This window comes from Pantoea sp. At-9b (genome assembly GCF_000175935.2).
In the GTDB taxonomy this organism is placed as follows: domain Bacteria; phylum Pseudomonadota; class Gammaproteobacteria; order Enterobacterales; family Enterobacteriaceae; genus Pantoea.
This window is the reverse complement of the sequence record NC_014841.1, coordinates 65,031-89,051: the sequence shown is the minus strand read 5'-3', so window position 1 is coordinate 89,051 and position 24,021 is coordinate 65,031. Positions and strand designations below refer to the sequence as shown.

The 24,021-nt window shown below is 54.7% G+C and carries 23 protein-coding genes; 5 read left to right on the top strand and 18 right to left on the bottom strand.

The window, feature by feature from the left end; all coding sequences use genetic code 11:
* Positions 1-99: 99 nt before the first annotated feature.
* Positions 100-1,881, top strand: a complete 1,782-nt coding sequence (locus PAT9B_RS27735; RefSeq protein WP_013512603.1) for a tannase/feruloyl esterase family alpha/beta hydrolase — start codon at positions 100-102, stop codon at positions 1,879-1,881.
* 40 nt (positions 1,882-1,921) lie between these two features.
* On the opposite strand, the gene PAT9B_RS27730 is transcribed toward PAT9B_RS27735, so the two are convergent.
* The 8 genes from PAT9B_RS27730 to PAT9B_RS27695 form a co-directional block, all read right to left on the bottom strand.
* Positions 1,922-2,710: a hydroxypyruvate isomerase family protein gene (locus tag PAT9B_RS27730; RefSeq protein ID WP_013512602.1), complete on the bottom strand. Its 789-nt coding sequence runs from the start codon at positions 2,708-2,710 to the stop codon at positions 1,922-1,924.
* 10 nt (positions 2,711-2,720) lie between these two features.
* On the bottom strand, positions 2,721-3,992 hold the full coding sequence (gene otnK / locus PAT9B_RS27725) for a 3-oxo-tetronate kinase (protein WP_013512601.1): 1,272 nt from the start codon (positions 3,990-3,992) through the stop codon (positions 2,721-2,723).
* On the bottom strand, positions 3,986-4,663 hold the full coding sequence (locus PAT9B_RS27720; protein WP_013512600.1) for an aspartate/glutamate racemase family protein: 678 nt from the start codon (positions 4,661-4,663) through the stop codon (positions 3,986-3,988). Before PAT9B_RS27720 ends, otnK begins: the two co-directional genes overlap by 7 nt.
* Positions 4,664-4,686: 23 nt before the next feature.
* Positions 4,687-5,376, bottom strand: coding sequence for a substrate-binding domain-containing protein (locus tag PAT9B_RS27715; protein ID WP_013512599.1), 690 nt, complete (start codon positions 5,374-5,376; stop codon positions 4,687-4,689).
* 42 nt (positions 5,377-5,418) lie between these two features.
* Positions 5,419-6,057, bottom strand: a complete 639-nt coding sequence (locus PAT9B_RS27710) for an aldolase (RefSeq protein WP_013512598.1) — start codon at positions 6,055-6,057, stop codon at positions 5,419-5,421.
* Positions 6,058-6,082: 25 nt separating this feature from the next.
* Positions 6,083-7,405, bottom strand: coding sequence for an MFS transporter (locus PAT9B_RS27705; RefSeq protein ID WP_013512597.1), 1,323 nt, complete (start codon positions 7,403-7,405; stop codon positions 6,083-6,085).
* An 85-nt stretch (positions 7,406-7,490) separates the two neighbouring features.
* Positions 7,491-8,258, bottom strand: coding sequence for a DeoR/GlpR family DNA-binding transcription regulator (locus PAT9B_RS27700; RefSeq protein ID WP_013512596.1), 768 nt, complete (start codon positions 8,256-8,258; stop codon positions 7,491-7,493).
* A 276-nt stretch (positions 8,259-8,534) separates the two neighbouring features.
* Positions 8,535-9,425: a LysR family transcriptional regulator gene (locus PAT9B_RS27695; RefSeq protein WP_013512595.1), complete on the bottom strand. Its 891-nt coding sequence runs from the start codon at positions 9,423-9,425 to the stop codon at positions 8,535-8,537.
* A gap of 97 nt (positions 9,426-9,522) precedes the next feature.
* Here PAT9B_RS27695 and PAT9B_RS27690 point away from each other — a divergent pair, with 97 nt between their 5' ends.
* The 3 genes from PAT9B_RS27690 to PAT9B_RS27680 all read left to right on the top strand — a co-directional run bounded on the left by PAT9B_RS27690 (position 9,523) and on the right by PAT9B_RS27680 (position 12,730).
* A complete protein-coding gene (locus tag PAT9B_RS27690; RefSeq protein ID WP_255360085.1) occupies positions 9,523-10,968 on the top strand; it encodes a coniferyl aldehyde dehydrogenase in 1,446 nt (481 codons plus the stop codon).
* Between the two features lie 26 nt (positions 10,969-10,994).
* A complete protein-coding gene (locus tag PAT9B_RS27685; protein ID WP_013512593.1) occupies positions 10,995-11,678 on the top strand; it encodes a type 1 glutamine amidotransferase domain-containing protein in 684 nt (227 codons plus the stop codon).
* 98 nt (positions 11,679-11,776) lie between these two features.
* Positions 11,777-12,730 (top strand): aliphatic sulfonate ABC transporter substrate-binding protein, encoded by a 954-nt coding sequence (locus tag PAT9B_RS27680; protein WP_013512592.1) that lies wholly within the window; start codon positions 11,777-11,779, stop codon positions 12,728-12,730.
* Positions 12,731-12,900: 170 nt separating this feature from the next.
* On the opposite strand, the gene PAT9B_RS27675 is transcribed toward PAT9B_RS27680, so the two are convergent.
* Genes PAT9B_RS27675 through PAT9B_RS27630 form a run of 10 tightly spaced genes read right to left on the bottom strand, consistent with a single transcriptional unit; the run spans position 12,901 to position 22,844 of the window.
* A complete protein-coding gene (locus PAT9B_RS27675) occupies positions 12,901-13,869 on the bottom strand; it encodes a nucleoside hydrolase (RefSeq protein ID WP_013512591.1) in 969 nt (322 codons plus the stop codon).
* A gap of 12 nt (positions 13,870-13,881) precedes the next feature.
* Positions 13,882-14,859 (bottom strand): substrate-binding domain-containing protein, encoded by a 978-nt coding sequence (locus PAT9B_RS27670; protein WP_013512590.1) that lies wholly within the window; start codon positions 14,857-14,859, stop codon positions 13,882-13,884.
* Between the two features lie 48 nt (positions 14,860-14,907).
* Complete coding sequence (locus tag PAT9B_RS27665; RefSeq protein WP_013512589.1) at positions 14,908-15,879, bottom strand: ribokinase; 972 nt, start codon at positions 15,877-15,879, stop codon at positions 14,908-14,910.
* Positions 15,880-15,881: 2 nt separating this feature from the next.
* The gene (alsK, locus tag PAT9B_RS27660; protein WP_013512588.1) at positions 15,882-16,772 is read right to left on the bottom strand and encodes an allose kinase; all 891 of its coding nucleotides are present in this window, start codon (positions 16,770-16,772) and stop codon (positions 15,882-15,884) included.
* A complete protein-coding gene (gene alsE / locus PAT9B_RS27655) occupies positions 16,769-17,461 on the bottom strand; it encodes a D-allulose 6-phosphate 3-epimerase (RefSeq protein WP_013512587.1) in 693 nt (230 codons plus the stop codon). Before alsE ends, alsK begins: the two co-directional genes overlap by 4 nt.
* The gene (locus PAT9B_RS27650) at positions 17,461-18,510 is read right to left on the bottom strand and encodes an ABC transporter permease (protein ID WP_013512586.1); all 1,050 of its coding nucleotides are present in this window, start codon (positions 18,508-18,510) and stop codon (positions 17,461-17,463) included. The genes alsE and PAT9B_RS27650 overlap by 1 nt, the downstream gene beginning before the upstream one ends.
* Before the next feature lie 14 nt (positions 18,511-18,524).
* Positions 18,525-19,514 carry an ABC transporter permease gene (locus PAT9B_RS27645; RefSeq protein ID WP_013512585.1) on the bottom strand — a complete coding sequence of 330 codons (990 nt, stop codon included), beginning with the start codon at positions 19,512-19,514 and terminating at the stop codon, positions 18,525-18,527.
* On the bottom strand, positions 19,507-21,015 hold the full coding sequence (locus tag PAT9B_RS27640; RefSeq protein ID WP_013512584.1) for a sugar ABC transporter ATP-binding protein: 1,509 nt from the start codon (positions 21,013-21,015) through the stop codon (positions 19,507-19,509). The genes PAT9B_RS27645 and PAT9B_RS27640 overlap by 8 nt, the downstream gene beginning before the upstream one ends.
* Position 21,016: 1 nt before the next feature.
* Entirely contained in the window at positions 21,017-22,000 is a 984-nt protein-coding gene (locus PAT9B_RS27635; protein WP_013512583.1) for a substrate-binding domain-containing protein, read from the bottom strand.
* 4 nt (positions 22,001-22,004) lie between these two features.
* Complete coding sequence (locus tag PAT9B_RS27630; protein ID WP_013512582.1) at positions 22,005-22,844, bottom strand: DeoR/GlpR family DNA-binding transcription regulator; 840 nt, start codon at positions 22,842-22,844, stop codon at positions 22,005-22,007.
* Between the two features lie 729 nt (positions 22,845-23,573).
* Between PAT9B_RS27630 and PAT9B_RS27625 the strand changes: the two genes are divergently transcribed.
* Entirely contained in the window at positions 23,574-23,972 is a 399-nt protein-coding gene (locus PAT9B_RS27625; RefSeq protein ID WP_150105900.1) for a hypothetical protein, read from the top strand.
* Positions 23,973-24,021 lie beyond the last annotated feature (49 nt).

Below are 24,021 nucleotides of genomic sequence, written 5' to 3'. Positions count from 1 at the left end.
CGTTAAAATACCGAAAAAATCCACTTTAAAATTTTGCTTCTGTCTATCATTCCCAGATTAAAACCACAGTAACGCGGTGATAAAACAGGAACCGATGCAATGAATGCAATAAGAAACCGAATATTAGGATGGCTGGTAGCCACAGGTGTCATGCTGCTTGCGACGCAGGTCAATGCGAACGTGAACTTCGCCGTTGTGAAGCCGGTGATGGACTGTGGCCAGTTAGCTGCCGTCAACCTCAGTGATAAAATTGGCGCGAAAGTGACCATTACTGCTGCAACGCCACTGAAAACGGACAAAGGCACCTATTGTCAGGTCAAAGCCACCATCGCCCCGGCGATTGGAGTCGAGGTGGCACTGCCGCAACAGCAGTGGACGCAACGCTTCTTACAGGTGGGATGCGGTGGGTTATGCGGCCAGATCAATCTCAGCCCGGCGAATGCCAACGGTTGTGCACCGGCCACTCAGGGCGAATTTGTCGTCGCGGCGACTGATATGGGCCATAGCGGCGGCATGATGGATGCCAGTTGGGCGGAAGATCCACAAAAACGCATTGATTTTGCGTATCGCGCCAATCATCTCACCGCACAGCTGGCAAAAGCCTTGATCCAGGCATATTACGGCCAGGCGCAAAAATACGCCTATTTTATGGGCTGCTCTGATGGCGGGCGTGAGGCGTTGATGGAAGCACAACGCTTCCCGGATGATTTTGATGGCATCAGCGCCGGGGCACCGGCAGCGTTTTTCCAGTTCCAAAACTCCTTTTTCCACGGCTGGAATGTGGTCGCCAATCAGCGTGCGGACGGCAGCGCGATCCTGCTGCAAGACCGTCTGCCGATTCTGCATCGCGCCGTACTGGCACACTGCCCAACCCTGTCGGGTGTCAATGATGGCCTGCTGGCTAATCCCTATGCCTGCACCTTCTCCGCCAATTGGGTCAAGACCTGTGCCGCCAACCAGAGCGATAAATCAGACTGCCTGACCACAGAAGAAATTGGCGTTGCCGAAAAACTCTATCGGGGAGCTTACGACAGCGCAGGCAATCAATTTGTGGTGGCGGGTCTGCCACTGGGTTCAGAGTTACGCTGGCCAGTGCCCGCCAGCGCCGACGGCCATTCAATGTCGGAGATGATGGCACTGCCTGCGCTGCAATCGGTATTGTTGCCAGGTGGCAAGCAAAACATTACCTCGATGCGCGATTTCCCGCTGAACAAGCAAAATTTCGCTGCTGTTGCACAGCTGGCTCCGCTATACAACGCCACCAACACCAACCTGAGCCGCTATATGGAACGCGGTGGTAAGCTGATTATGTGGCACGGTTTGGCGGATGACTCGGTTAGCCCGGCGTTCTCCATTGCTTACTACCGTGGCGTTGAAGCTTATCTCGGTAAGCAAGCCACAGAAAAATTTATCCGCCTGTTTCTGCTGCCAGGGGTAGCCCACTGCGGTGGTGGTGAGGGGTTAGATCAGATAGATTTGTTGACGCCGCTGATGGCCTGGACCGAGCAGCAGGTTGCGCCGCAGGCGCTGGTGGCAGGTAAGTCAGCGCAACCAGCCAGTGCGGGAATGCCGCCGATGCCGCCACAAGGCAAAATGCCCGCTGGCGAGGCGAATGCCGCAGCGCATTTCCACGGCGTACAGCGCGCCAGTTCACCAGTAGCGTCGGCGATGCCGCCATTAAAAGCCACCCGACCGGTATTCCCTTATCCGTCTATCGCGCACTATACCGGGAAAGGATCGCCGGACAAGGCAGAGAATTATGTGGCGGTGAAATCGGCGGCCTATGACAATCTGGTGGTGGGTAAACCGGCCAGCGATTTTATTGGTCCAAATAATCAAAAAAACTATGTCGTGGACGGCGCTGACTTGAAAGTGCAGTAAGCATGGTAGCCCCGATTCGTCCGCCGAATAGGGGCTACGTTCATGAAAGCTGGTCTAACCAAACCAGACCGTCTCCGGTGGTCGTAACGGGCCGATATTCGCACCCTACCCAGCCCTGATAGCCGAGACCGATTAGCTCGCCGAAAATATAGCGCCAGTTCAACTCTCCCGTGCCCGGCTCATTGCGGTTGGGTGAGTCAGCCACCTGCACATGTTTGATATAAGGGAAATACTGGCGCATTTTCGCGCTGACATCCCCTTCGCTACGTTGCGTGTGGTAGATATCAAACAGCAGCCCCACATTAGTCGCTGAAGCCGCTTCAATCACCTGCAGCGACCTGGCCTGAGTCGTTAACAACGAACCGGGCAGGTCATAATGGTTGACCGCCTCCAGCACCAGCGTGACGCCACTGCCTGACGCCTGCTCGGCTGCCCAGCTCACGTTATTCACCAGCGTCTCGAAAGCCTGCGCGTCAGCCACCTCTGGCTGCTTGATCCCGCCTTGCAAATGAATAAACTCACACGCCAGCCCGCTGGCATACTCTAAAGCCGAAGCAAAATCAGCCCGAAATGCCGCCACACTGTCAGGATGACAGGCCTGGCCTGACGACTTTACCGTGCCGGGTTGTCCCACCGGCGTGTTAATCAAGAGTTGTTTTAATCCACTGTTATCAAGCAGTTTTCTCACCTCAGCCAGCGGCCAACTGTAAGGCCACGGAAATTCTACCGCCTTAAACCCGGCAGCGGCGGCCGCGTCATAACGCTGTTCGAAGGGCAATTCCGTGAAGAGCCATTTTAGATTGGCGCTAAATTTGAGTTTGCTGTGCATGCTGCATTCCTTATTGGCCGCGTAGGGTAGCGACAGCTTTAGAGAAGAAGTCTTCGCTGCCAAAATTGCCTGACTTCAGGGCTAAAGCAATGGGATGTTCTCCCGGAGAGACAAGGGCTGGCACGCCAGTATCAATCTCTTCACCAATCTTCAGCTCACCAAGATTCAACGCACTGACCACCGCACCTGAAGTTTCACCGCCGCCCACCACCAGCCGCCGAATGCCCGCCGCGACCAGCGCCTGCGCCGTTTTGCCAAACAACGCGTCAAGTGTGGCAGAGACAGTTTCGCGTCCATAGACGTCCTGCGCGCGGAGTACATCCGCTTTATCGCCGGAGGTGAACACCAGCGGCGATTTCCCTTCATTCGCCTGGATAAATGACACCAACTGCTCGGCGCGAATAGCCCCTTTCATCACCTCATCAACACTGACCATCATCACCGGATGTGCTTTGGCATGTGCGGCGATCTGCCGCAATGTGGTACCGGAACAGCTCCCGACCAGAATCGCTTCAGGGCCGTCAATCTCAGGCACAACACTGCCAACCCCCGCCGCCAGACCACGTTGAATGAAGTTATGGGGCAAACCGATGGCAATACCAGAACCGCCGGTCAGCAAGCGCGTATCGGCACAGGCCTTCCCGATGGCGATGAGATCCTCGTCTTGCAACGCGTCTATCACCGTCAGTGTCTCGCCCTGCGTAACGGCATGATCCAGCGCGGTACGAATCGCTGCCATCCCCCTCTGCACCACCGGCCATGCAATATGGCCGGGTTGGCTGGTCGATTGAGACTGCAACACGCGTCGGATGTCGGCGTCTTTCATCGGCGTTAACGGGTGGTGTTCCATTCCTGATTCATTCAATAACCGGTCCCGGACAAATAAATGCCCCTGATAGACGGTGCGGCCCATGGAAGGAAAAGAAGGACACACCGGCACCGCTTTCTGACCGAGGAAAGCGGCCAGCGCTTCCGCAACCGGGCCGATATTACCCTCTGCGGTGGAATCAAAGGTGGAACAGTACTTGAATACAATTTGACGACAGCCTTGGGCAATCAGCCATCTGCAGGCGGCGAGCGATTGCATTACCGCCTCTTTCGCCGGAATTGAACGGCTTTTCAGCGCGATAACGCCCGCTTCAACCTCAACGGCAGCGGGTTTTTCCGGGATGCCCAGGTACAACGTCGTGCGTAATCCCCCCTCGTGTGGCAGCCCTTTCGCCAGCGTGACGGCAATATCACTCGCCCCGGTGAAATCATCTGCAATCACCCCGATCAACATGATGTCGCTCCCTCTTGCGCCTTAACCAGCGATTTCATTAATTGCACCGCAGCATCTGGCGCACTTAAGACCGGGACAGCGACCTGCTCTTTTACCGCCGCTGCCGCGCGCGAAGTGGAGAAGTGCGCCAGCATAATGACATCGCAATCTGCCAGCTCAGGCGCACGGGCTGCCACCAGACGGTTGTGCGTCTCCGCATCCCCTTTGCGCAGCAGGTCAATCGCCTCTTCAACAATCAGGGTTTTTAGGGTGGCAGCGCTGCCGGTTTCAGCGACAAATTCATTAAACTCATCCGTCATGGTGGCCACCGCCGGAGCAAAGGTTGCCAACATCCCGATACGCTTACCCTGTTGCAGCGCCGCACGGAACATCGCTTCATTCGGTTTGAGCACCGGTATAGGGAATGCCGCTTTCATCTGGTCAATGGCCGGGCCAAAGGCCGAACAGGTGACGAGAATGCCTGCGGCCCCCATGTCATAACCATAGCGTCCCAGGCGAACAAAACGTTCTATCATCTCCGCGCTCAGATCCGTGGTACGAGCACGATCCAACGTTAGCCCGTCATCAAGCAGGTTAACCTGCTCTGCTTCAGGCCACAGTTGTTGAAAACTTTGATGGATCGGCTGCATCGCGACTGGCGTTGCATGTAAAAGCACAATTCTTTCCGACATTAGGTTCACCACTCTTCCGTCACTTAGCGACACAGCAGGCCATTGGCTGCATAAATGCGTTGGCATTGTTCACTCAGCAGATATTGAATAAACAACTGCGCCTTGACCTCATCGCCACAATCATTCACCACTGCCACCGAAAACGGTGTCAGTTGCTGGAGTTCATCCGGGAACGGACCCACGATGTCTATTCCCGGCACCACCATCAGTTCACTCATCTGCTGCACCGCGACATCTGCTTCACCGCTCACCAATTTTTCTGCGGTAAACCCTTGGCTGATTTTGGTGGCCCGTGGTTCAACTGCGGCCAAAATGCCGCGTTCGGCCATGACCTGCTGCAGATAGATCCCGCTGGCACCACCGAGGGAGTAACAGACCGAGCGGGCTGCACGCAGGGTGTCGAGGAAGCTCTGCGCAGTTGAAATATCCGGTTGGCCTGCACCTTGCCGCACCGCAACACCAAACAAGGCCGTGGCTAACGGGTAGCAATTTTCCGCCTTCACCACGCCTTTACTCACCAACCGGGCTAGCGCGTCATCGGTCGCGATCACCACATCCGCATGTTGGCCTGCTGCCAGTTTGCTTTCGATCACCGTGGTAGGACTCCACGCAAAATGGAGTTCGTCGCTGGCCGCGTAACCAGCCAATACCCCATTATCGAAAGGGGCGCGCACGGCCAGCGTGCTGAATATTGTCAAATTCTGAAGACCCATTGTTCCACTCCAGATACAGGAAAATAGTGAGATAACATGGCGTTACCAGCGGCAATCGAAGGTATCGAACAAGTCCTGCATCGCAGCCTGATCGAGCGCCTCGGGTTTAGGATCGGTCATCAGCCACAGCTTCGCGGTTTCTTCCAGCTCTTCCAGAATCTCCGCCGCTTTGGTTACCGTCGCCCCCCAGATCACCGGGCCGAGACGTTCCAGCATGATGCCTTTCACCGTCGCCGCAAGCTGAGCTGCCTGTTCCGCCACCAATGGCGAACCGGGACGGCAATAATCGATCAGCGGTATCCTGCCCACTTTCATCACCTGATAGGGCGTAATCGGCGGCAGGATCGCGGCTTTGCTCCACACCTTGCCCAGCGTCATGCCGACCAGATGGGTTGAATGGGTATGAACGATGCCATGCACCTCCGCGTTGTTCTGGTAAATGGTCCGATGCAGGGTCAGCGTCTTTGAGGGCTTGCCACCCTTCACCCACTCGCCGTCACTGTTCACCTTAGCGATCATTGCGGGTTGCAGCGCGCCGAGGCAGACATCGGTTGGCGTGATCAGCCAACCATCATCCAGTCGTGCACTGATATTGCCTGAACTGCCAACGGTGAATCCTCGCTGATGCAGGCTGAATCCTGTCTGGCATATTTCTTCACGAAGGGTGTTTTCATGAGACATCGTAATACCTTCCTTCTTCAACAACTTAGTTAGATTCAGCTCGCGACGGCGTGGGGGTTGAACCTACCCCGCTATTGGAATCCGGTGCATTCAGCGGCTCGATTTTTCCAACGATAAAGATGTAGGACAGCGCGCCAATCAGGCAGATGACACCGGTGGCAATCAGCGGCACCTCAAAGGAGCCGTTGTTCAGCGACAGCATGATGCCGGTAAACGAAGAACTGATAATGCCAGCCAGGTTGCCTGCGAAGTTCTGAATACCACCAATGGTGCCGACATATTCAGTGCTGGGCGCGACGTCGGCGGGCAGGGACCAGACCACGGCAGCCGCGAACGCAATGCTGGCATACGAAATCGAGAGCAAGGTGATGATCAGCGGAATGCTGTTGGTGTAAGTGGCAAAGCTAATCACTGAGGACAGCAGCAACCCGAATACCAGACAGGATTTGCGTGCAAAGGTCAGACTCATGCCCTTACGGTACATCCAGTCTGACAAGTAGCCCCCCAGCATACTGGCTGGGATTCCCACCAGCGGCGGGATCATGCCCAGCGTACCCAACTGCTTGAGAGAAAAACCCTGACTTGCCATCAGATAGGAAGGAAACCAGGTCAGAAAAAAGCTGAGTGCAATGTTCAGGCAGAAGAACGACAGCATCATTCCCCACATGGTGCGATAGCGGAACAGGAACAACCACGCTTTCTTCTCAGTGCCTTGCTTCTTCGCCGGACCGCGATCGGCGATCAGGTTGTCACGTTCTTCTGCATTAAGCCCGGCTTTCAGTTCGGGTGTGCGATAAATGATGTACCAGGCCACCGCCCAAATGATCCCCAGCACGCCGGTGACGATAAACGATGTTTCCCAATCCCATGTTGTGATGATCCAGGCGACCAGCGGCAGCGCCAACGCTGACCCGGCACGTGGACCGGCATTGAAAATCCCACTCGCCGTGGCACGATCCTTTTTGGGAAACCAGGAATAGACCACTTTTGCACAACCCGGATGTCCACCCGCTTCACCAATGCCCAGCAGCATACGCAAGCCCATCATCGAAACCAGCCCACGACCAAACGCCGTCAGAACCGTAAACACCGACCACCAGGCGACCGCAATGGTTAAACCAATGCGCTCACCAAAGCGATCGAGCAGGCGGCCGACCGGAATTTGCATCAATGCATAGGTCCAGAAAAAGGCTCCCATGATCAGCCCCATGCTGACATCATCCAGCCCGAGGTCATGCTTAATATGTGGTGCGGCGACAGAAAGATTGACACGGTCAATATAATTGATCGCCATGGCAATAAAGCACATGATGATCATAAACCATCTTATTTTAGGGTAGTTACGCATTATTGTTTTCCTGTGAATTGAAGCGTAAAGCATAAGAAGCCCCTGCCAGAGGTAAAATCGGGCAGTATCAACGGCACTTCACTGATTAAGTTGCGACAATTTTTAATTCTACACCTGATTTACTGATGCTCTCTTTGGCATCTTTCGGTAAAAATGCATCGGTAATAATCATATCCATTTGATGAAGAGGGCAAATAGAATAAAGCCCGTACTTACCGTATTTACTGCTATCAGAAAGCAAAATTTTCTTGGTTGATGCCTCAATAACCGCCTGTTTCACCACCGCCTTTTCTTCATAAGGCGTGGAGATACCACGCGTCGCGTCCCATGAGCTGGAGCTGATGAAAGCCACATCGATATTCAGCGTGCGGATAAAATTCGCCGCGCTGATCCCTACAGACGAAAAGTTTCTTTTATCCACCAGACCACCGGTATGAAAAAGTTTAATTTGCGCTTTATTCATCAAATATTGGCTGATGGAAAAATCATTCGTAATGATAGTGGTATTAAATTTTTCCCCAAGGTGTTTGGCCAGTTCGAAGGTGGTGGTACCCGCATCAACGTAAATAACCAGGCCTTCATCAATAATGTCAGCGCCGGCTTTCCCCAATAATTGTTTGGTACGATGGTGAATCATCGCTTTATCGCTGTAACCCATTTCATGGCGCAGAATATCGTTTAACTTTATTCCGCCACTGACGATGACCACTTTACCCTCTTTTTCCAACATCAGGATGTCGCGCCGAATCGTCATATGCGAAACGTTCATCATCTCTGCCAGACCATTGATGGACGCGGTATGGTTCTCATAGACGTAGCGGTAGATAAAATCCTGTCTCTCATTGGGGATCACGCTGTCACCTTATTATTGAAATTTATCTGCAATGACATCAGCTGTCGCTTCGTGTCCTGATGACATATTCTTGCGCACATAAATTCACAAATGAATGATGGTTATCACACATTTGCATCAGCACGATAAATCACAACGCGATGATAGATAGGGATTTTTATCAATTACATTGTTCACACGCTAATGTGAAAGATGGGAAGTAATGGGAAAACCTGATCGCATTTTGTGAAATCAGGTTAAGTCAGCAGCGAGGGTGAAGCCTGGTGGCTGGGGTGATCACTCTGCCCGATTCAGCCGCCATACCAGCGTCTGCCGGGCATGAGCCACTCTGGGCTGGCGCAATGCGCTGGCCAGCCACACCAGGTTATAGCGAATCTCGGTATCTCCCACCGGAGCCTGGAGCGCCACCAGCTCGCCCTTCTCAATCTGCTGCTGGCACAGAAACAGCGGCATCACCGACCAGCCAAATCCCTGCACCAGCAAACTCCGCTGGCCGCGTAAATCCTGGCCGACCATCGCCGGAAGTAACGTCGAGTAACTGATACGGTTTTTTTCCAGCCAGTGGTCGATCAACGACAGTTCCAGGTTATACGCCAGCAACGGCTCTTGCAGTATATCGGTGGCAAAGTTGGGGCTGGCATTGAGCCGTGATGCCACGCCCGGTGAAGCGACTGCCAGCACCTTATCACGAAAAATCACCTCGCCTTTTAAGCGGCTGTCCGTCACCGGATGGGCGGTGATGCCTAAATCACAGTGCCCCTCTACCACCATTTGCGTCACCATCGGCCCATCTCCGGTATGCATATGCACCCTGATGCCGCTCTCCAGCAGTGGCAACAACTCTCCGGCCAGCTTATCTGCCATAAAATCGGCGTGGCCGATAATTTGCAGCGTCCCGCTAACGTCCATTGAACGCGCTCTCGCCGATGCCAACGCTGACTCTGCCGTGTCGAGGCTGCTGCCAATATCCGCCGCCAAATCTTCCGCTGCAGGCGTAGGTATCACCCCTTGTGGTTGGCGTTCAAACAGCGGTCGCCCGATCGCCACTTCCAGCCCACTGATGTGCTGAGAAACCGCAGGTTGCGTCAGGTTGAGCGCTCTGGCGGCTCCAGAGATGGAACGCTGACGGTAGACCTCCATAAAGGTACGTAAACGGACCAGTGACATAACACCCCATAAATAAATTTATACCCCCACGAAAATAGCCTTGTTAGCCAGCAAAATCCAGCACGGGTAAGCTCAGCGCATCTTAATCAGTGACCCGATTCGACAGGACAACATGATGAACCCGACCCAACACGATCAGCAGTTGCTGCACATCCTGCGCAACATGAAAAACGCCCATTTACAGGCGGGGGCCGCCTCTGCGGCATTACGTCGCGACCGTTTGCAACGCAGCATCGCGCTGATTCGCGATAATCATGCAGCGATCGCTGAGGCGATTAACGCCGATTTCGGCCATCGCAGCGCTTATCAGACACTGGCGGCCGACCTGGTCACCACCATCAATATGCTGCAACATTCCGCCGATAATCTCGAAGCCTGGATGGCAGCGGAAAACGCGGAAGTGCCGGTTGCTGGCATGCAGGCGTGGATTGCACCGCAACCGTTGGGTGTGATCGGCATTATCAGCCCGTGGAATTTCCCGATTAACCTCGCCTTTGGCCCCCTGGCGGGCGTATTTGCCGCCGGTAACACGGCGATGCTGAAACCTTCCGAGCTGACGCCAAAAACCTCCGAGCTGCTGGCAGAGCTGGTCGCACGCTACTTTGATCCCCAGGAGCTGACCGTGGTGCTGGGTGATGCTGATGTCGGTCAGGCCTTCAGCCGTCTGCCTTTCGATCATCTGGTGTTTACCGGTAGCACCAGCGTGGGCAAACACGTCATGCGTGCGGCAGCGGAAAACCTCGTGCCGGTCACGCTGGAACTGGGGGGTAAGTCGCCGGTGGTGGTCGATGTGGATGCCGATCCGGCCCTGGCTGCAGCCAGAACCTTGACCATCAAAACGTTTAATGCCGGGCAGATCTGCATCTCTCCCGATTATTTGCTGTTGCCTGAAGGGGCCGAAGACGCGTTTGTCAGTGCCGCCCGTCGCTTTATGCAACTGACGTTTCCGACCGTGCAGTCGAACCCGGATTACACCGCTATCATTAGCGATCGCCATTATCAACGGCTGGTCACGCTGCTGGAGGACGCGAAAAATAAAGGTGCACGCATTATCAGTCTGGCCCCCGAGGGCGAACCGGCTTTCGATGCCCACAGCAGGAAAATCGCCCCACATCTGATTCTTGCCGTCACAGAAGAGATGGCGGTGATGCAGGAGGAGATCTTTGGTCCGCTGTTGCCCATCAAAACCTGGTCAACCTCGGTCAATAAAGCGATTGATTATATCAACGCGCATCCTCGCCCGCTGGCGGCCTACTATTTTGGTAACGATGCGCAACGTCAACAACAGATGGCGCAGCGCACCACCTCGGGCGCATTGGTGATTAATGACGTCATGACCCATGCTTCTCTCGACAGCTTACCGTTCGGCGGCGTCGGGGCATCCGGTATTGGCGCATACCATGGCATTCACGGTTTCCGCCGTTTCAGCCATGCCAAACCCGTGGTTGTTCAAGACGAGGCAGGCACCACTAACCTGCGACTGCGCGCCCCTTATCAGGACAAGATGGCGTTACTCACATCGCTGCTGGTTAAACAACAGTAACTTATTGTGTAGAAAGAGGATTTATCATGAAAGTGTTAATGGTACTGACATCCCACGATGCGCTGGGAAATACCGGTAAAAAAACCGGATTTTGGCTGGAAGAGTTTGCTGCACCTTATTACGTGTTTAAAGACGCGGGAGCCGAGATCGTGCTGGCTTCACCGGCAGGCGGGCAACCGCCACTCGATCCGAAAAGCGATCTACCTGATTTTCAGACCGCAATGACGGAGCGCTTTAAAGCCGACCCTGCCGCGCAACAGGCGCTGGCAACCACGGTGAAACTGGATACCGTTGATCAGACCACTTTTGATACCGTGTTCTATCCTGGCGGTCATGGCCCACTGTGGGATCTGGCAGAGTCCGCCCAGTCAATTAGCCTGATTGAGTCATTTGACCGCGCCGGTAAACCGATTGGTTTCGTCTGTCATGCGCCGGGAGCATTGCGTCATGTCAAAGCCGCCAGTGGCGAACCATTGATCAAGGGTAAACAGGTCACCGGCTTTACCAACAGCGAAGAAGCCGCTGTGGAACTGACCGACGTGGTGCCGTTTCTGATCGAAAACGAGTTTATCGCTCTGGGCGCGCACTATAAGAAAGGCGCTGACTGGATGCCGTTTGTGGTTGAGGATGGCAATCTGATTACCGGTCAAAACCCGGCCAGCTCAGAAGAAGTGGCAAAACGCCTGCTCAGCAAGCTGGCTGGCAACTGATTACTGATTTTTGGCAAATGTTATGCAAATACGGCAGTTGGTACGCTGCCGTCCCCATCTTACCCTCCTTTTAATCATAAACATTAAAAGGAACGGCCATGCACACTCGACGTCCATTACTGGCAGGCGCACTGCTGCTCACTGCCCTTTTCTCGCTAACCACCCAGGCAGAAGAAACCTTACGTATTGGCTATCAAAAATCGTCAACGCTGCTGACATTGATTAAACAGCGCGGCGATTTGGATAAGACATTGGCCGATCAGGGGATAAAGGTGAGCTGGCATGAGTTTTCCAGCGGCCTGCCATTGCTGGAAGCCCTTAATCTGAACAACGTCGATCTCTCCGCCGATGTCGCCGATACCGTACCGGTGTTCGCCCAGGCCGCAGGTGCCGATCTCACCTATTATGCGCGAGAAACACCGTCACCCACGGCGCAGGCGATTCTGGTTCCGGCTGACTCGCCGATCAAAAGCTTGCAGGACCTGAAAGGTAAAAAGATCGCGGTGACCAAAGCGGCAGGTAGCCATTACCTGCTGATCGCCGCACTGCACAAGGCCGGACTGACATTTAGTGACGTTAACGCCGCCTGGCTGACACCGGCCGACGGACGCGCGGCCCTGGAGAATGGTAGCGTTGATGCCTGGGTCAGTTGGGAACCCTTCGTCACCAGTGCGCAGGTGGAGCAACACGCGCGCGTACTGGTGAACGGTAAAGGGTTGGCAAGCTATCAGCGTTACTATCTGGTCTCGACACCTTACGCCAAAGCACATGCTCAGGTACTGAACACGGTGTTTAACGCATTGAATCAGGAAGCCGCATGGGTGAAAGCCCATCCTGCAGCTGCGGCAAAAATCCTGTCGCCGCTATGGGGAAATTTGCCGGTCGCCACCGTGGAGCAGGCGAACGCCCAACGTAGTTATCAGGTTGAGCCGGTGAAACGCAGCGACCTGGCCGAACAGCAGAAAATTGCCGATGCATTTTATGCGGCAAAGCTGTTACCGAAGCGGATTGATGCGCAAGATGTGGGGACGTGGCAGCCGGAAACTCCGTAATTCGGGCGGTTCAGAATCCGTGAATAATGAAGTGTGACGTTCTGCTGGCGTGGTTTAAGCACCGCGTTGGGTGTTACCTGTGTAATTCACACAGCATTCTGCACTCAGGGATACGCATTTCTGACGCAGACCGTTTTAGCAACCTCACAGGGGGCAGCTGCCCCCTCCTCTCACCCCACAATCACCCGCACAATATCATTCACGATCTTCTGTCCCTCTATCCGGGTACAGACGCGAACATTGGCAGGCGTGTCGCGCAGCGGCACGGTTTGCCCGAGGGTTAAGCGCCCCTGGGTTTCAATGCCAATCGCCATCTCAGCAAATTCACCGATCGCGTCATCAGCGGCAACAGCCACCGCCAGCGGATCGTAAAGCACGCAACCTTCTGACCAGTCAAACATCGGTGCGTCGAAATAGCAGGCACACACCTGCTTAAACAACGCCGTCAGCGGCTGCGCATCACTCAACCCTTGCAGATGCTCGCGGGTTAACACCAGCCCCGCTGCGGCGTTGGTGACATCGAGACTGACCATCGCAAGTGGAATCCCCGAGCGGAAAACGATATCAGCCGCCTGTGGGTCAAACCAGATATTGCACTCCGCCACCGGGGTAATGTTGCCGCGCCCCCAGGTGGCATCCAGTCCCAGCGCACCCGCCATCATCACCACCTGTTTAATCAGCGGAGCGATGTCCGGCGCTTTCAGCAACGCCAGCGCCAGGTTGCTCTGCGCACCAATGCACACCAGGGTGATCTCCCCCGGATGTTGGCGCACCAAATCGATAATCAGCTCGCTGGCATGCTGGCCGCAGTGGGCGGCATCCGCTTCCGGTAACGCGATACTGCCTGCACGCCCGCGCGGCCCGGCATAGGCTTTCTGCAACAATTCAGGCAGGGTGCCGCTCATCGGCACCGCCTGCCCTACCGCCACCGGAATGTCTGTGCGCCCTGCCACTTGTAAAATACGGGTGGCACAGCGCGCGCCCAGCAGCGGCGGGCAATTGCCGAACACGGTGGTGATCGCCATCAGTTCCAGACGTGGGTCCTGCAATGCCAGCATAATGGCGATGGGATCGTCGGCGTCAGTGCCGGGGATCCCGATCGCCGGATCGGTATCAATAATGATTTTACGTGCGCTCACGGCTGCCTCCCTTTACAGGCCCATCTTGATCAATTTAGGCAGATTGTCTTTATCGAGGCTTTCAAGATTCTGGCCGTACAGGGTATGGTTAGCTGCATCGACCTTCATTTTGCCCATACCTTCAATCTCAGTGCTTGCCGTGATCGGCTTGTTCTCAGCCACCATTTTTCCGATACGGACGAACAGCTCTCCGGCGGTCATCGGGTTCCAGATATAACCGCCCTTGATATCGCCACTGCGTACCAGTGACGCGGCCTGACCAGGGCTGTAAGCCCCCACCACGCAGACTTTATCTTTAGCATTGCGTCGTTGCACCGCACGTCCCGCACCTACCGGCCCCGGTGAACCGAATGCCATCATGCCTTTGAAATCAGGGTATTTACTCATCATCTCGTTGGTGACGCGCATGGAGTCATCCACCGATTCGCCGGTGCCAAACAGGTCGCCAACCTGCTGCATTTTCGGGTAATGCGCTTTCTGGTAATCAATCGCCGACTGTGCCCACTGGCGATGCAGCGGAATGGTCAGGCTGCCGACGATAATCGAGTACTGGCCCTGCTCTTTCATGCACTCGGCCATCAACTGCATATGGCGCTCACCAAACGTTTTGGCATCCACCAGTTCAAAATCCCAGTCAGCGTATTTCTGCTCCGGGGATTCATGCACGATCACTTTAATACCTGCATCTTTGGCTTTTTTCAGCACCGGCTCCAGTGCCGCTGGATCAACCGGCACAACGCCAATAATGTCGACCTTTTGTGCAATCAGATCTTCAATCGCCTTCACCTGTTGCGCCGGGTCCTGCACCGTCGGCCCGACTTGCCAGGCATTAACACCTTCTTTCGCGGCCTCTTTTTTGATGCCTTCTTCCATCGAGTTAAACCAGGCGTTGCCACCCACTTTGACCACCACCCCCATTTTCAATGGTTCGGCGGCCAGCGCATGCCCACTGAGGGCGAGGGAGATCAGCATTGCTGCGATTTTTTTCATTGTTTGCTCCGTTATTGTCTGTGTAGGGTACTGCGTTTAAAACCGGTTCTACGGCGTGGCGGCAGCAGACACACCGATCTCGCTGATCGCCAGTTCCGGGAACTGCTGCATGCGTTTTACGGCGTCGTCGTAGCGCGGCATGGAGTTCGCTGCCCCGGCACGTTCGACGCATACCGAGGCATACGCCGAAGCGAACAGCGCCGCCTGCTCCAGCGGTTCACCCGCCGCCAGACGTGCCGCCAGTGCGCCGTTAAAGGAATCGCCCGCTCCGGTACTGTCCACTGGCTGCGCCGGGAAAACCGGCACCAGCAACATACGTTCACCGGTCGAGAGTAGTGCGCCCTGAATGCCGAGGGTGATGATCAACTGGCGCACCCCTTTGCCGTGCAGAATCTGCGCCGCCACCTGCGCGGAAGCCAGATCGGTGACATTGGTGTTGGTCAGTTGACCGGCTTCCGTACTATTCGGTGTAAGCAGGTCAACATGACGCAGAAAGGCATCGCTCACTTTTTGCCACGGCGCCGGGTTCACAATCACATAGGTTCCCGCCTGGCGGGCGTTATCCACCATGCGTTGAATGGCGCTCAGGTTGTTTTCGAGTTGCACCAGCAAAATGTCGGCGGCCGCGACGGTGGGCTGGCAACGGTTCACCTCTGCGGCGGTGACCATCAGGTTGGCACCGGGGTAAACCGAGATCATGTTTTCAGCATCATCACCGGCCACGTAGATCATGGCGTTACCGGTTGGTTTTTCTTTGCAGGTAAACAGCGTGATCGCGTCAAAACCGGTCTTCTCCAGATGGCGACGGGCAAACAGGCCGAAGTCGTCATTGCCCACTTTGCCGATGTAATGCACCCTGGCACCGGCGCGCAATGCTGCCGTGGCCTGATTCGAACCTTTGCCGCCCGGCCCCATCATGCTGCTGTGCGCCACCAGTGACTCGCCAGGCTGTGGAAAGCGCGACATTTTGGTGACGATGTCGAGGTTGAAGGAACCGAATACGCACACTTTACCTTTCATACTTACCTCCCAAACTGCCGTGCGGCCGCCAGACAGGCACCACGGCAACCGGTCTGATCGGTAGCATGGCTTACCACCATCCGTAATCCGGCGCGGGTCACGGGTGGACGCAGATGCTGGCTAATCTGGCTGCGCAGCGACGCCAGGGGAAAATCATTCATCGCCAGCACGCCGCCACCGAGGATCAGGTATTGCGGATCAATAATATTCATCTCACTGGCGATGATTTTTGCCAGGCGGCTGACAAACTGCTGCAAATCGGGATGATCGCCATGCAACGTAAACAGTTGCGCCATATCGGTTTGCGCGCAGTGCTGGCGCGCCCACTGGCTTAGCCAGTGCCCCGACGTTAACGTTTCGGCACAGCCGTGATTACCGCATGGACAGGGCAGATCGTTATTCGCCAGCGGAATGTGGCCAATCTCTCCCGCACCACCATGCTCGCCGTGGTAAAACTGGCCGTTCAGCCACAGGCTGTTGCCCATGCCAGTGCCCAGATATAAGCCCACGGCATTATCCGGCAGCGTCTCCAACTGCATTAAATCCCACAACATCAGATGGTTAACATCTTTATCCATCGCCACCGGCACACCGGTCATCTCGCTGAGATGGGTCGCCACCGGGGTATCGTCCAGCGCCTGAATAAACGGCAGCGATACCACATGCTGACGGTCGCGGCTCAGGATGCCGGGCAGGCCAAGCATGACGCCATCAATCGGTTGCTGTGCCAGCACCTCATTAATCAACCCAGCCAGTGCACCCAACGCATCCGCTGATTGTGCCCAGCTGGCGGTCGGCAATTTGCGAAATCCCGCCCACTGATCCTCCCCGTGCAGGGTGAGCAACCGGGTGCTGGTACCACCAATATCTATACCCAGCCAGGTTCGACTCATGCTGACTCCCGTAATTCACCTTTTGCCTGTTCGATGTTGCCCATCATTTGATCCCAGGCGGTTTCAAGGTTGTCATTGAGGTTAAACAACCCGGAGGTGCCAACAATCAGCACTTCCGCGCCCGCTTCCAGCAACGTGCGATAGGTGCGCTGATTACAGGAGCCGTCAATCTCAATCAGGTAGTGATGGCCGTGACGCGCTTTCAGGTCGCGCAGCTCCTCGATTTTCTTCACCATCTCGGTGATAAACGGCTGGCCCGCATAACCCGGATCGACGGTCATTACGGTGATCTTATCCAGCAGATGAATGTAGTGATGGATGTATGACACCGGCGTTGCCGGGTTCAACACCACGCCCACTTTCTTGCCGAGTGAACGGATCTGGTTGATCACGCGAAACGCATCACGGTTGATGGTTTCCGCATGTGGGCAGATGTAATCCGCGCCCGCTTTGGCAATCACCTCGATAAAGTCGGTCGGCTCCTCCACCATCAGATGGACATCCAACGCCACTTTGGTGTGCGGACGGATCTGCTCAATAAAGAACGGCGACAGAGTAATATTTTTAACGTAGTGACCGTCCATGATGTCGATGTGCAGGAAGTCAGCACGGGTATCGAGCACCGCCAGCTGCTGTTTAATTTCCATCAGGTTCATGCACATCAAAGAGGGAGAAATTTGGGTACGCATCAGACTTCCTTTTTTTTGGTCAGGCCGGCCTGGCGTGCAAGTAAAGTACTGCGACGCACCGCACGGGAATGAGTGAATTTGGTTTTAAAGAACTTCAGGCCCAGTACCACAATCAGTACCGCACCCCACATCGCCAGGCTGAAGTGCTGACTGATGTTTAACAGGTTGAAGCCGGTGGAGAGGATCTGGAGCGCAATCAGCGACAGCACCACACCGGTAACGCGGCCAAAACCGCCGTTGGGATCGGTGCCGCCGAGGATGATTGCCAGCACGGTGATCAGCAGATAAGAGTCGCCATAGCCCATACGCGCCGAGTTAAACCGCGCCATCATCACCAGCCCCGCCAGCACACACAGCAGGCTGGAAATGACGTACACCAGAATCAGCAGACGATGGGTGTTCACACCGCTAAACCAGGTGGCATTGATATTGCTCCCACCCATGTAGATACATTTACCGGCACGGGTTTTGCCAAGGAACAGCGCCATCAGTCCGGCAGTGATAAAGAACAGCCACAGCGGTAACGGAATGGTGAGGAAGGTATCCGCCCCCAGCGCCCGCACCACATCCGGCATGCCACTCACCGCCGCACCGCGTGTCAGCCAGATGCCAATGCCGTTGACCGTCATCATGGTCGCCAGCGTCACCAGGATGGGGTGCGCCCCAACCCGGCTAACCATCAGCCCAGTGATCACGCCAATCAAGGTGGCGATCAGCGCCGCACCCACCAGCGCCATCAGCAGCCACAACAATTGCAGCCCGGTGCCCGCACCGGCAGGCATAAAGTTCAGTAGCACCCAGGCAATAAACAACGCCGTCAGGTTAGCGGTGGCGATGATGCACAGGTTAAGGCCGCCGCTGAGAATGGCGATAAACATCGCCAGCGTCAGCAGGCCCAGCTCCGGCAACTGGAAAGCCATGCTCATAAAGGTGGAGTCAGTCAGGAAGCGGCCTGGCAGCATAATGCTGAACACCGCGACCCCGAGCGCAATCAGCAGCAGCAGGCCGGGATGCGCTTTTTCACTGGTCAGAAAATTTACAGGTTTCATCACACTCTCTCCGATCAGACGAAGCTGACGTCGGTTTCTTTGCGCTTTTTGTAGTGGGTGACGGTAATGGCAACCATAATCACCACGCCGATCACGATGTTCATGAAGTAGCTCGAAACACCGACCAGGTTGAGGCCGTTTTTCAGGATGGCGATCAGAAAGACCCCCATCAGCGTGCCGGTAACGGTGCCTTTGCCCCCCATCAGGCTGGCACCACCCAGCACCGTGGCCGCCAGTACATCCAGCTCGCCACCGACCAACGCATTTGGCACCACTTCACCGACGCGGTAGACCTGTACCAGCCCACCTACTGCCGCCAGCGCGCCCAGCCAGCCGTAGGCGAGGATATGGATCAGTCCAACGCGAATACCGATACGCCGGGCCGACTCCTGATCGCCCCCCGTGGCATACAGCTGGCGGCCCAGATGGGTTTTGTTCAGCAGCAGCCAGGTGATGGCGGCAATCACCAGCATGATGCTCAGCGGCAGCCCAATCTGGTACGTCTGCCCGTGGACGCTGAACGGCAGGATGTTGTGCAGCGTCACCCACCATTCCGGCAGGTTGTAGAGGCTGCGCCCCTCGGTGATCCACATCAGCATGCCGAACAGCAGTGACTGCATGCTGATGGTGATGATGATCGAGACAATGCGCAGCCAGTAGATCAGCACCGCATTGATCACCCCGAACAATGTGCCGCAGGCAATCGCCAGCAGGATGCTGAGCGGCGCGTTGTCGAAACCAAACTGCACAAACAGCGTGGCGATGACGTACTGCACCACCGAGGCCACCGCCGCAAAGGAGATGTCGATCCCACCGGTGACCAGCACCACAAACAAGCCGAGGGCAAAGATGCCGGTGACGGCATAGGTTTCTGTCAGGTCGAGCAGGTTCTGCAACGTCAGAAACTGATCGCTGGCGCAGGAGAACACCACGAAGAAGAACACCAGCACCCAGGCCAGCCAGCCCTGACTCGACTGGGGTTTGAAAAACGATAAGTCAGGCATTGATCACCTCCGCCAGTTGCTGCTGCGCCACCTGTTGTGGCTGATACTCGGCATGCACGGTGCCATCCCGGAAATGCAAAATGCGGTCGCAGTTGTAGTACACCTCAGGCACCTCATCGGAAATCAGGATGATCGCCAGCCCCTCTTTCGCCAGCTGGTGGATCAGGGTGTAAATACTGGCTTTAGCGCCCACGTCGACGCCCACGGTGGGAGAATCGAGGATCAGGATTTTGGGCTGCGTCAGTACCCATTTCGCCAGCACGATTTTTTGCTGGTTGCCGCCCGAGAGCGTGGAGATGGCGTGTTCCGGGTCAGCGACGCGCACCCCCAACTGCTGAATCCAGTCGTGGATCAGCTTGTTTTTGCGGTATTCATCGATGATGTGGAAGCGATTGCGCAGTTGGTCGAGAATAGACAGCACCATGTTGTCGGCCACCGATTGCTGCTGCACCAGGCCCAGCGTCAAACGGTCTTCCGACACATAACCAATGCCAGATTTGATGGCATCTTCATGACTGCGGAAACGTACCGGCTTGCTATCGAGCCAGATTTTGCCACTGTCCGGTTTGGTCATGCCGAACAGCGACAACGCCAGCTCGGTGCGACCGGACCCCAGCAGGCCGCACAATCCCAGCACTTCGCCTTCATGCAGTGAAAAACTGACATCGTGGTACTGATCCTTGCGGCTGAGATTCTCGACCTCCAGCAACTTGCGATGCGGATTCAGGGTTGGGGCTTTCAGGTGATAATCGAGTTTCAGCCCGGTCATCAGTTCCGTCAGACGATGGCCGTCCATTTCGCTGGCAGGCCAGGTGCCCATTTTGCGACCATCACGGATCACCGTGACGCGATCGGAGATCTCCAGCACCTCATCCAGACGATGGCTGACAAACACCACGCAGATGTTCTTCTCTTTCAGATAACGCACGGTGCGTAGCAGCTGATTCACCTCGGTACGGGTGAGTGACGCTGTCGGCTCGTCCATAATCACCAGGCGGGCGTCAGCGACCAGCGCACGGCAAATCGCGACTTGCTGGCGTTGGGCGATCGACAGTTCAGCGACTTTGGCGTCGAGATTCAGGTCAAACTTCAGCTCGGTGATGATCTTCCCGGCGCTGGCCCGCAGTTTTTTCTTGCTGTACCAGCCAAGCAAGCTGCCGAGGTTATGCTCAAACGCGATGTTCTCAGCCACGCTAAGATTGGGGAACAGTGACAGATCCTGATAAATCACCTGCACGCCAAAATCGCGCGCCTGCTTGGGCGTCAGACGCGTAAAAGGCTCACCACTATCGCCGAGGGTGATTTTGCTACCTGCATCCGGGGCATGCACCCCGGAGATCACTTTAATCAGGGTGCTCTTACCACAGCCGTTAGTACCAGCAAGGCAATGCACTTCCCCAGCCATCAACGACAGTGAGATATCACTTAATGCCCGGTTGCCGCCGAACGTTTTCGACAGGCTCTCGAGGGCAATCAGCGTCTGTGGTTCGATCAGTTGCATATTACAGCCCCAGTTTGACCAGTTTTGGCAGGTTGGTTTTGTCCAGGCTTTCGGTGTTGTTGCCGAGAATGGTGTGGGTCTGCTCATCGACCTTCACCTTACCCAGACCTTCGATGGTCATGCCGTCGGTAATCGGTTGGTTTTTCTGCATCATGCCCGCAAGGCGCACGAAGACTTCACCCGCCGTCATCGGATTCCAGATGTAACCGCCTTTAATTGCGCCACGGTTAACCAGCATCTGACCCTGTCCCGGGCTAAAGGCACCAATCACACAGACCTGGTCAATTTTGTTACGCGCCATCACCGCGCGTCCGGCACCAATTGGCCCCTGCGAACCGAAGGCGATAATGCCTTTCAGATCCGGGTATTTGGACATCACTTCATTCGTGGTACGGATGGAATCATCCAGCGATTCGCCGACGCCAAACTTGTCGCCAACCATCTGCATTTTCGGGAAATGGGCTTTTTGATACGCGACGGCGGAATCCACCCAAGCGTTATGCAGCGGCACTGTCAAACCGCCCATATAAGCGACATATTTGCCCTCGCCGTGCATACACGCGGCCAGCGCTTTCATATGGTTTTCGCCGTGAGTTTTGGCATCCACCAACTCAAAGTCCCAGTTGGCGTACTTCTGATCCGGCGATTCATGTACCAGCACGCGGATACCCGCGTCGCGGGCGCGTTTCAGGACGGGTTCCAGCACTTTCGGGTCATTTGGCACCACGCCAATGATGTCAACTTTCTGCGCAATCAGGTCTTCAATCGCCCTGACCTGCAATGCCGGATCGGCCGAGGTAGGGCCAACCATCCAGGCATCAATTCCCTCTTTGGCCGCTTCGCTCTTAATACCGGCTTCCATCGCGTTGAACCAGGGAATGCCGCCCACTTTAACCACAATCCCCATCCGCAGTTTGTCAGCAGCATGGACGGAGGTGGCAGCAAACAGCGCCAGTAGGGAACAGGCGATAAATGTTTTTTTCATAGGGTTAAATATCCTGAGAGTTCATTAATTGCATGACATTCTGGCGTTGTGAACAATCGATAATATTGACGCCGTTCCAGGCCAGCTCCTGTTGTAATTCTTTATCTTTCAGACTATCGGTTATTAAAAAATCCACTTCACGGTAGTGGCAAATTCGGGCAAAAGAAGGACGAAGGAATTTCCCTGCATCGATCAGCAGATATTTCCTTTCTGATGCCATTAACATTTGTTGTTTTAAATGTGCATTATTTTCATTGGCTGCACGCAAATATCCGTCGTTACCCAAACTGCTACAGGAGAAAAATATTTTGTTGATTAAATAATCTTTCAGCGGCTGCTCAGCAACAATGCCATTAAAATCTTCATTATGATCGGAATACTCTCCTCCCAGACAGATGGTGCGGATATGGCCTTTGGCGGCCAGCGTCTGCACGATGCGCAGTGAGTTTGTCAGCACCGTTAGCTCGATATCTGGCAACTGCCGTGCCAAAAACCAACAGGTGGTGCTGCTATCCAGTAATATACAATCGCCCGGCGTAATAAAATCGAGCGCCCTTTTGGCGATTAATGTTTTGGCCTGGGTGTTTTCATTCATCCGCAGGCGAAAGGTGGATTCATATTCGTTCGGTTTATTATTTTTTCCTGCCAAATTCCCCTGGTGTTTCTGCGCCATCACCGCACCGCCGTGACTGCGTTGTAATAATCCTTTCTTCTCTAACTGAGATAAATCCCTGCGTATGGTTTCCTGAGAAACCCGACAAAGTTTAACCAGTTCTGCAACCAATACCCGACCATGTAAATTTAATTCTTCCATGATCTGACGGTGACGCTCAATCGGTAACATGACGACCTCCGATGCCATTAAGTTAGTGGATTCGACCGGCGCAAAATGTGCACCAGGCAAAAGTGTCAGGCAGCGATTTTACCGCCGCTAAAAAAGTGACTTTTATCGAGAAAAAAATGAAACGAGAATCTATATTCATTTATTAACGCGACCTTCATCACAAATAACAGCGACTTTAAGAAAAACGCACAACAAATCGCAACGTAGGGAAATAGTTTTAAAATGAAACTACCATGACCGACTATGACCGTTTATGTGTGAATGACCGTTTTGCGAACAAAAGCATACTTCGGAAATAAATAAATCCGCCGGGGAGATTTGCGTTAAGTGGGAAAAAGAATGGAATGATGAGAGTGATGACTGATCAATTTTTCGACATGGCACCGTTTAATAAACCACTGGTGCCCTGCCTGCACCTGCTGACTTCACAACCTGTGCCCTTTCATGGCGCGAAATCATAGCCCAGGCTATTATCAAGGTAATGGATTCCTCCAACTGACTGCCCAAGGCGATGTCCCAAAATCAGAACAGCAGCAGAAAGGAAAATATGCTGGTCGCCCTGAAGGCAGTTCGCTCCATGATCTGTGTCGTTATCTTCCTGATGAGATGATGCGCTTACTAAAACCGCACCGATAAAACATCGGTGTTTCGTTTTTTTGCTCAGGAACTTTAATTTAAATTATGCCGTTGAAAGAAAGATTCATCCTTGTTAAACCCCAAAATGAATTGGTGTCGCAATACAACAATGTTGTTGAATTTGCCATCAATCATGCCAGCCAGTCCGGACGTAACGTCAGGATTTGTGTGCCGAACAAATCTTCACCCTCGTGTGAGGATTTCTTCAGCCAGGTGTTTGACGGGCAAATTTACCGCGCGTTGCGTAACAAAAAGCAATTGGTCTCGTCCGGCGTGAAAATCGGCCTGTTCTCCAGCCAGACACTGAGGAAAGAACATATCCTGCTGGATGCTGTCTATCTGGTCACGTTCCCCAACGCCGAACTCCTGAGTGTGATTGAATCACATGGTCGCAAGGCGACGGTGATTGTGTTTGGCGCGGTCGGTGAAGAGATCGACGTGGTGGATAACTGGGCGCAACGCTACCAGCCCAAACCCCTCAACCTCGCATAACCACGGTGTCCGGCATCAGGCAGGATGCGATATTGTCAGGCACAATATC

Excerpts from the sequence above, each read along its gene's own strand:
- PAT9B_RS27735 (WP_013512603.1), top strand. The coding sequence starts at position 100 with ATGAATGCAATAAGAAACCGAATATTAGGATGGCTGGTAGCCACAGGT.
- PAT9B_RS27730 (WP_013512602.1), bottom strand. The coding sequence starts at position 2,710 with ATGCACAGCAAACTCAAATTTAGCGCCAATCTAAAATGGCTCTTCACG.
- otnK (WP_013512601.1), bottom strand. The coding sequence starts at position 3,992 with ATGTTGATCGGGGTGATTGCAGATGATTTCACCGGGGCGAGTGATATT.
- PAT9B_RS27720 (WP_013512600.1), bottom strand. The coding sequence starts at position 4,663 with ATGTCGGAAAGAATTGTGCTTTTACATGCAACGCCAGTCGCGATGCAG.
- PAT9B_RS27715 (WP_013512599.1), bottom strand. The coding sequence starts at position 5,376 with ATGGGTCTTCAGAATTTGACAATATTCAGCACGCTGGCCGTGCGCGCC.
- PAT9B_RS27710 (WP_013512598.1), bottom strand. The coding sequence starts at position 6,057 with ATGTCTCATGAAAACACCCTTCGTGAAGAAATATGCCAGACAGGATTC.
- PAT9B_RS27705 (WP_013512597.1), bottom strand. The coding sequence starts at position 7,405 with ATGCGTAACTACCCTAAAATAAGATGGTTTATGATCATCATGTGCTTT.
- PAT9B_RS27695 (WP_013512595.1), bottom strand. The coding sequence starts at position 9,425 with ATGTCACTGGTCCGTTTACGTACCTTTATGGAGGTCTACCGTCAGCGT.
- PAT9B_RS27685 (WP_013512593.1), top strand. The coding sequence starts at position 10,995 with ATGAAAGTGTTAATGGTACTGACATCCCACGATGCGCTGGGAAATACC.
- PAT9B_RS27680 (WP_013512592.1), top strand. The coding sequence starts at position 11,777 with ATGCACACTCGACGTCCATTACTGGCAGGCGCACTGCTGCTCACTGCC.
- PAT9B_RS27670 (WP_013512590.1), bottom strand. The coding sequence starts at position 14,859 with ATGAAAAAAATCGCAGCAATGCTGATCTCCCTCGCCCTCAGTGGGCAT.
- PAT9B_RS27665 (WP_013512589.1), bottom strand. The coding sequence starts at position 15,879 with ATGAAAGGTAAAGTGTGCGTATTCGGTTCCTTCAACCTCGACATCGTC.
- alsK (WP_013512588.1), bottom strand. The coding sequence starts at position 16,772 with ATGAGTCGAACCTGGCTGGGTATAGATATTGGTGGTACCAGCACCCGG.
- alsE (WP_013512587.1), bottom strand. The coding sequence starts at position 17,461 with ATGCGTACCCAAATTTCTCCCTCTTTGATGTGCATGAACCTGATGGAA.
- PAT9B_RS27650 (WP_013512586.1), bottom strand. The coding sequence starts at position 18,510 with ATGAAACCTGTAAATTTTCTGACCAGTGAAAAAGCGCATCCCGGCCTG.
- PAT9B_RS27645 (WP_013512585.1), bottom strand. The coding sequence starts at position 19,514 with ATGCCTGACTTATCGTTTTTCAAACCCCAGTCGAGTCAGGGCTGGCTG.
- PAT9B_RS27640 (WP_013512584.1), bottom strand. The coding sequence starts at position 21,015 with ATGCAACTGATCGAACCACAGACGCTGATTGCCCTCGAGAGCCTGTCG.
- PAT9B_RS27635 (WP_013512583.1), bottom strand. The coding sequence starts at position 22,000 with ATGAAAAAAACATTTATCGCCTGTTCCCTACTGGCGCTGTTTGCTGCC.
- PAT9B_RS27630 (WP_013512582.1), bottom strand. The coding sequence starts at position 22,844 with ATGTTACCGATTGAGCGTCACCGTCAGATCATGGAAGAATTAAATTTA.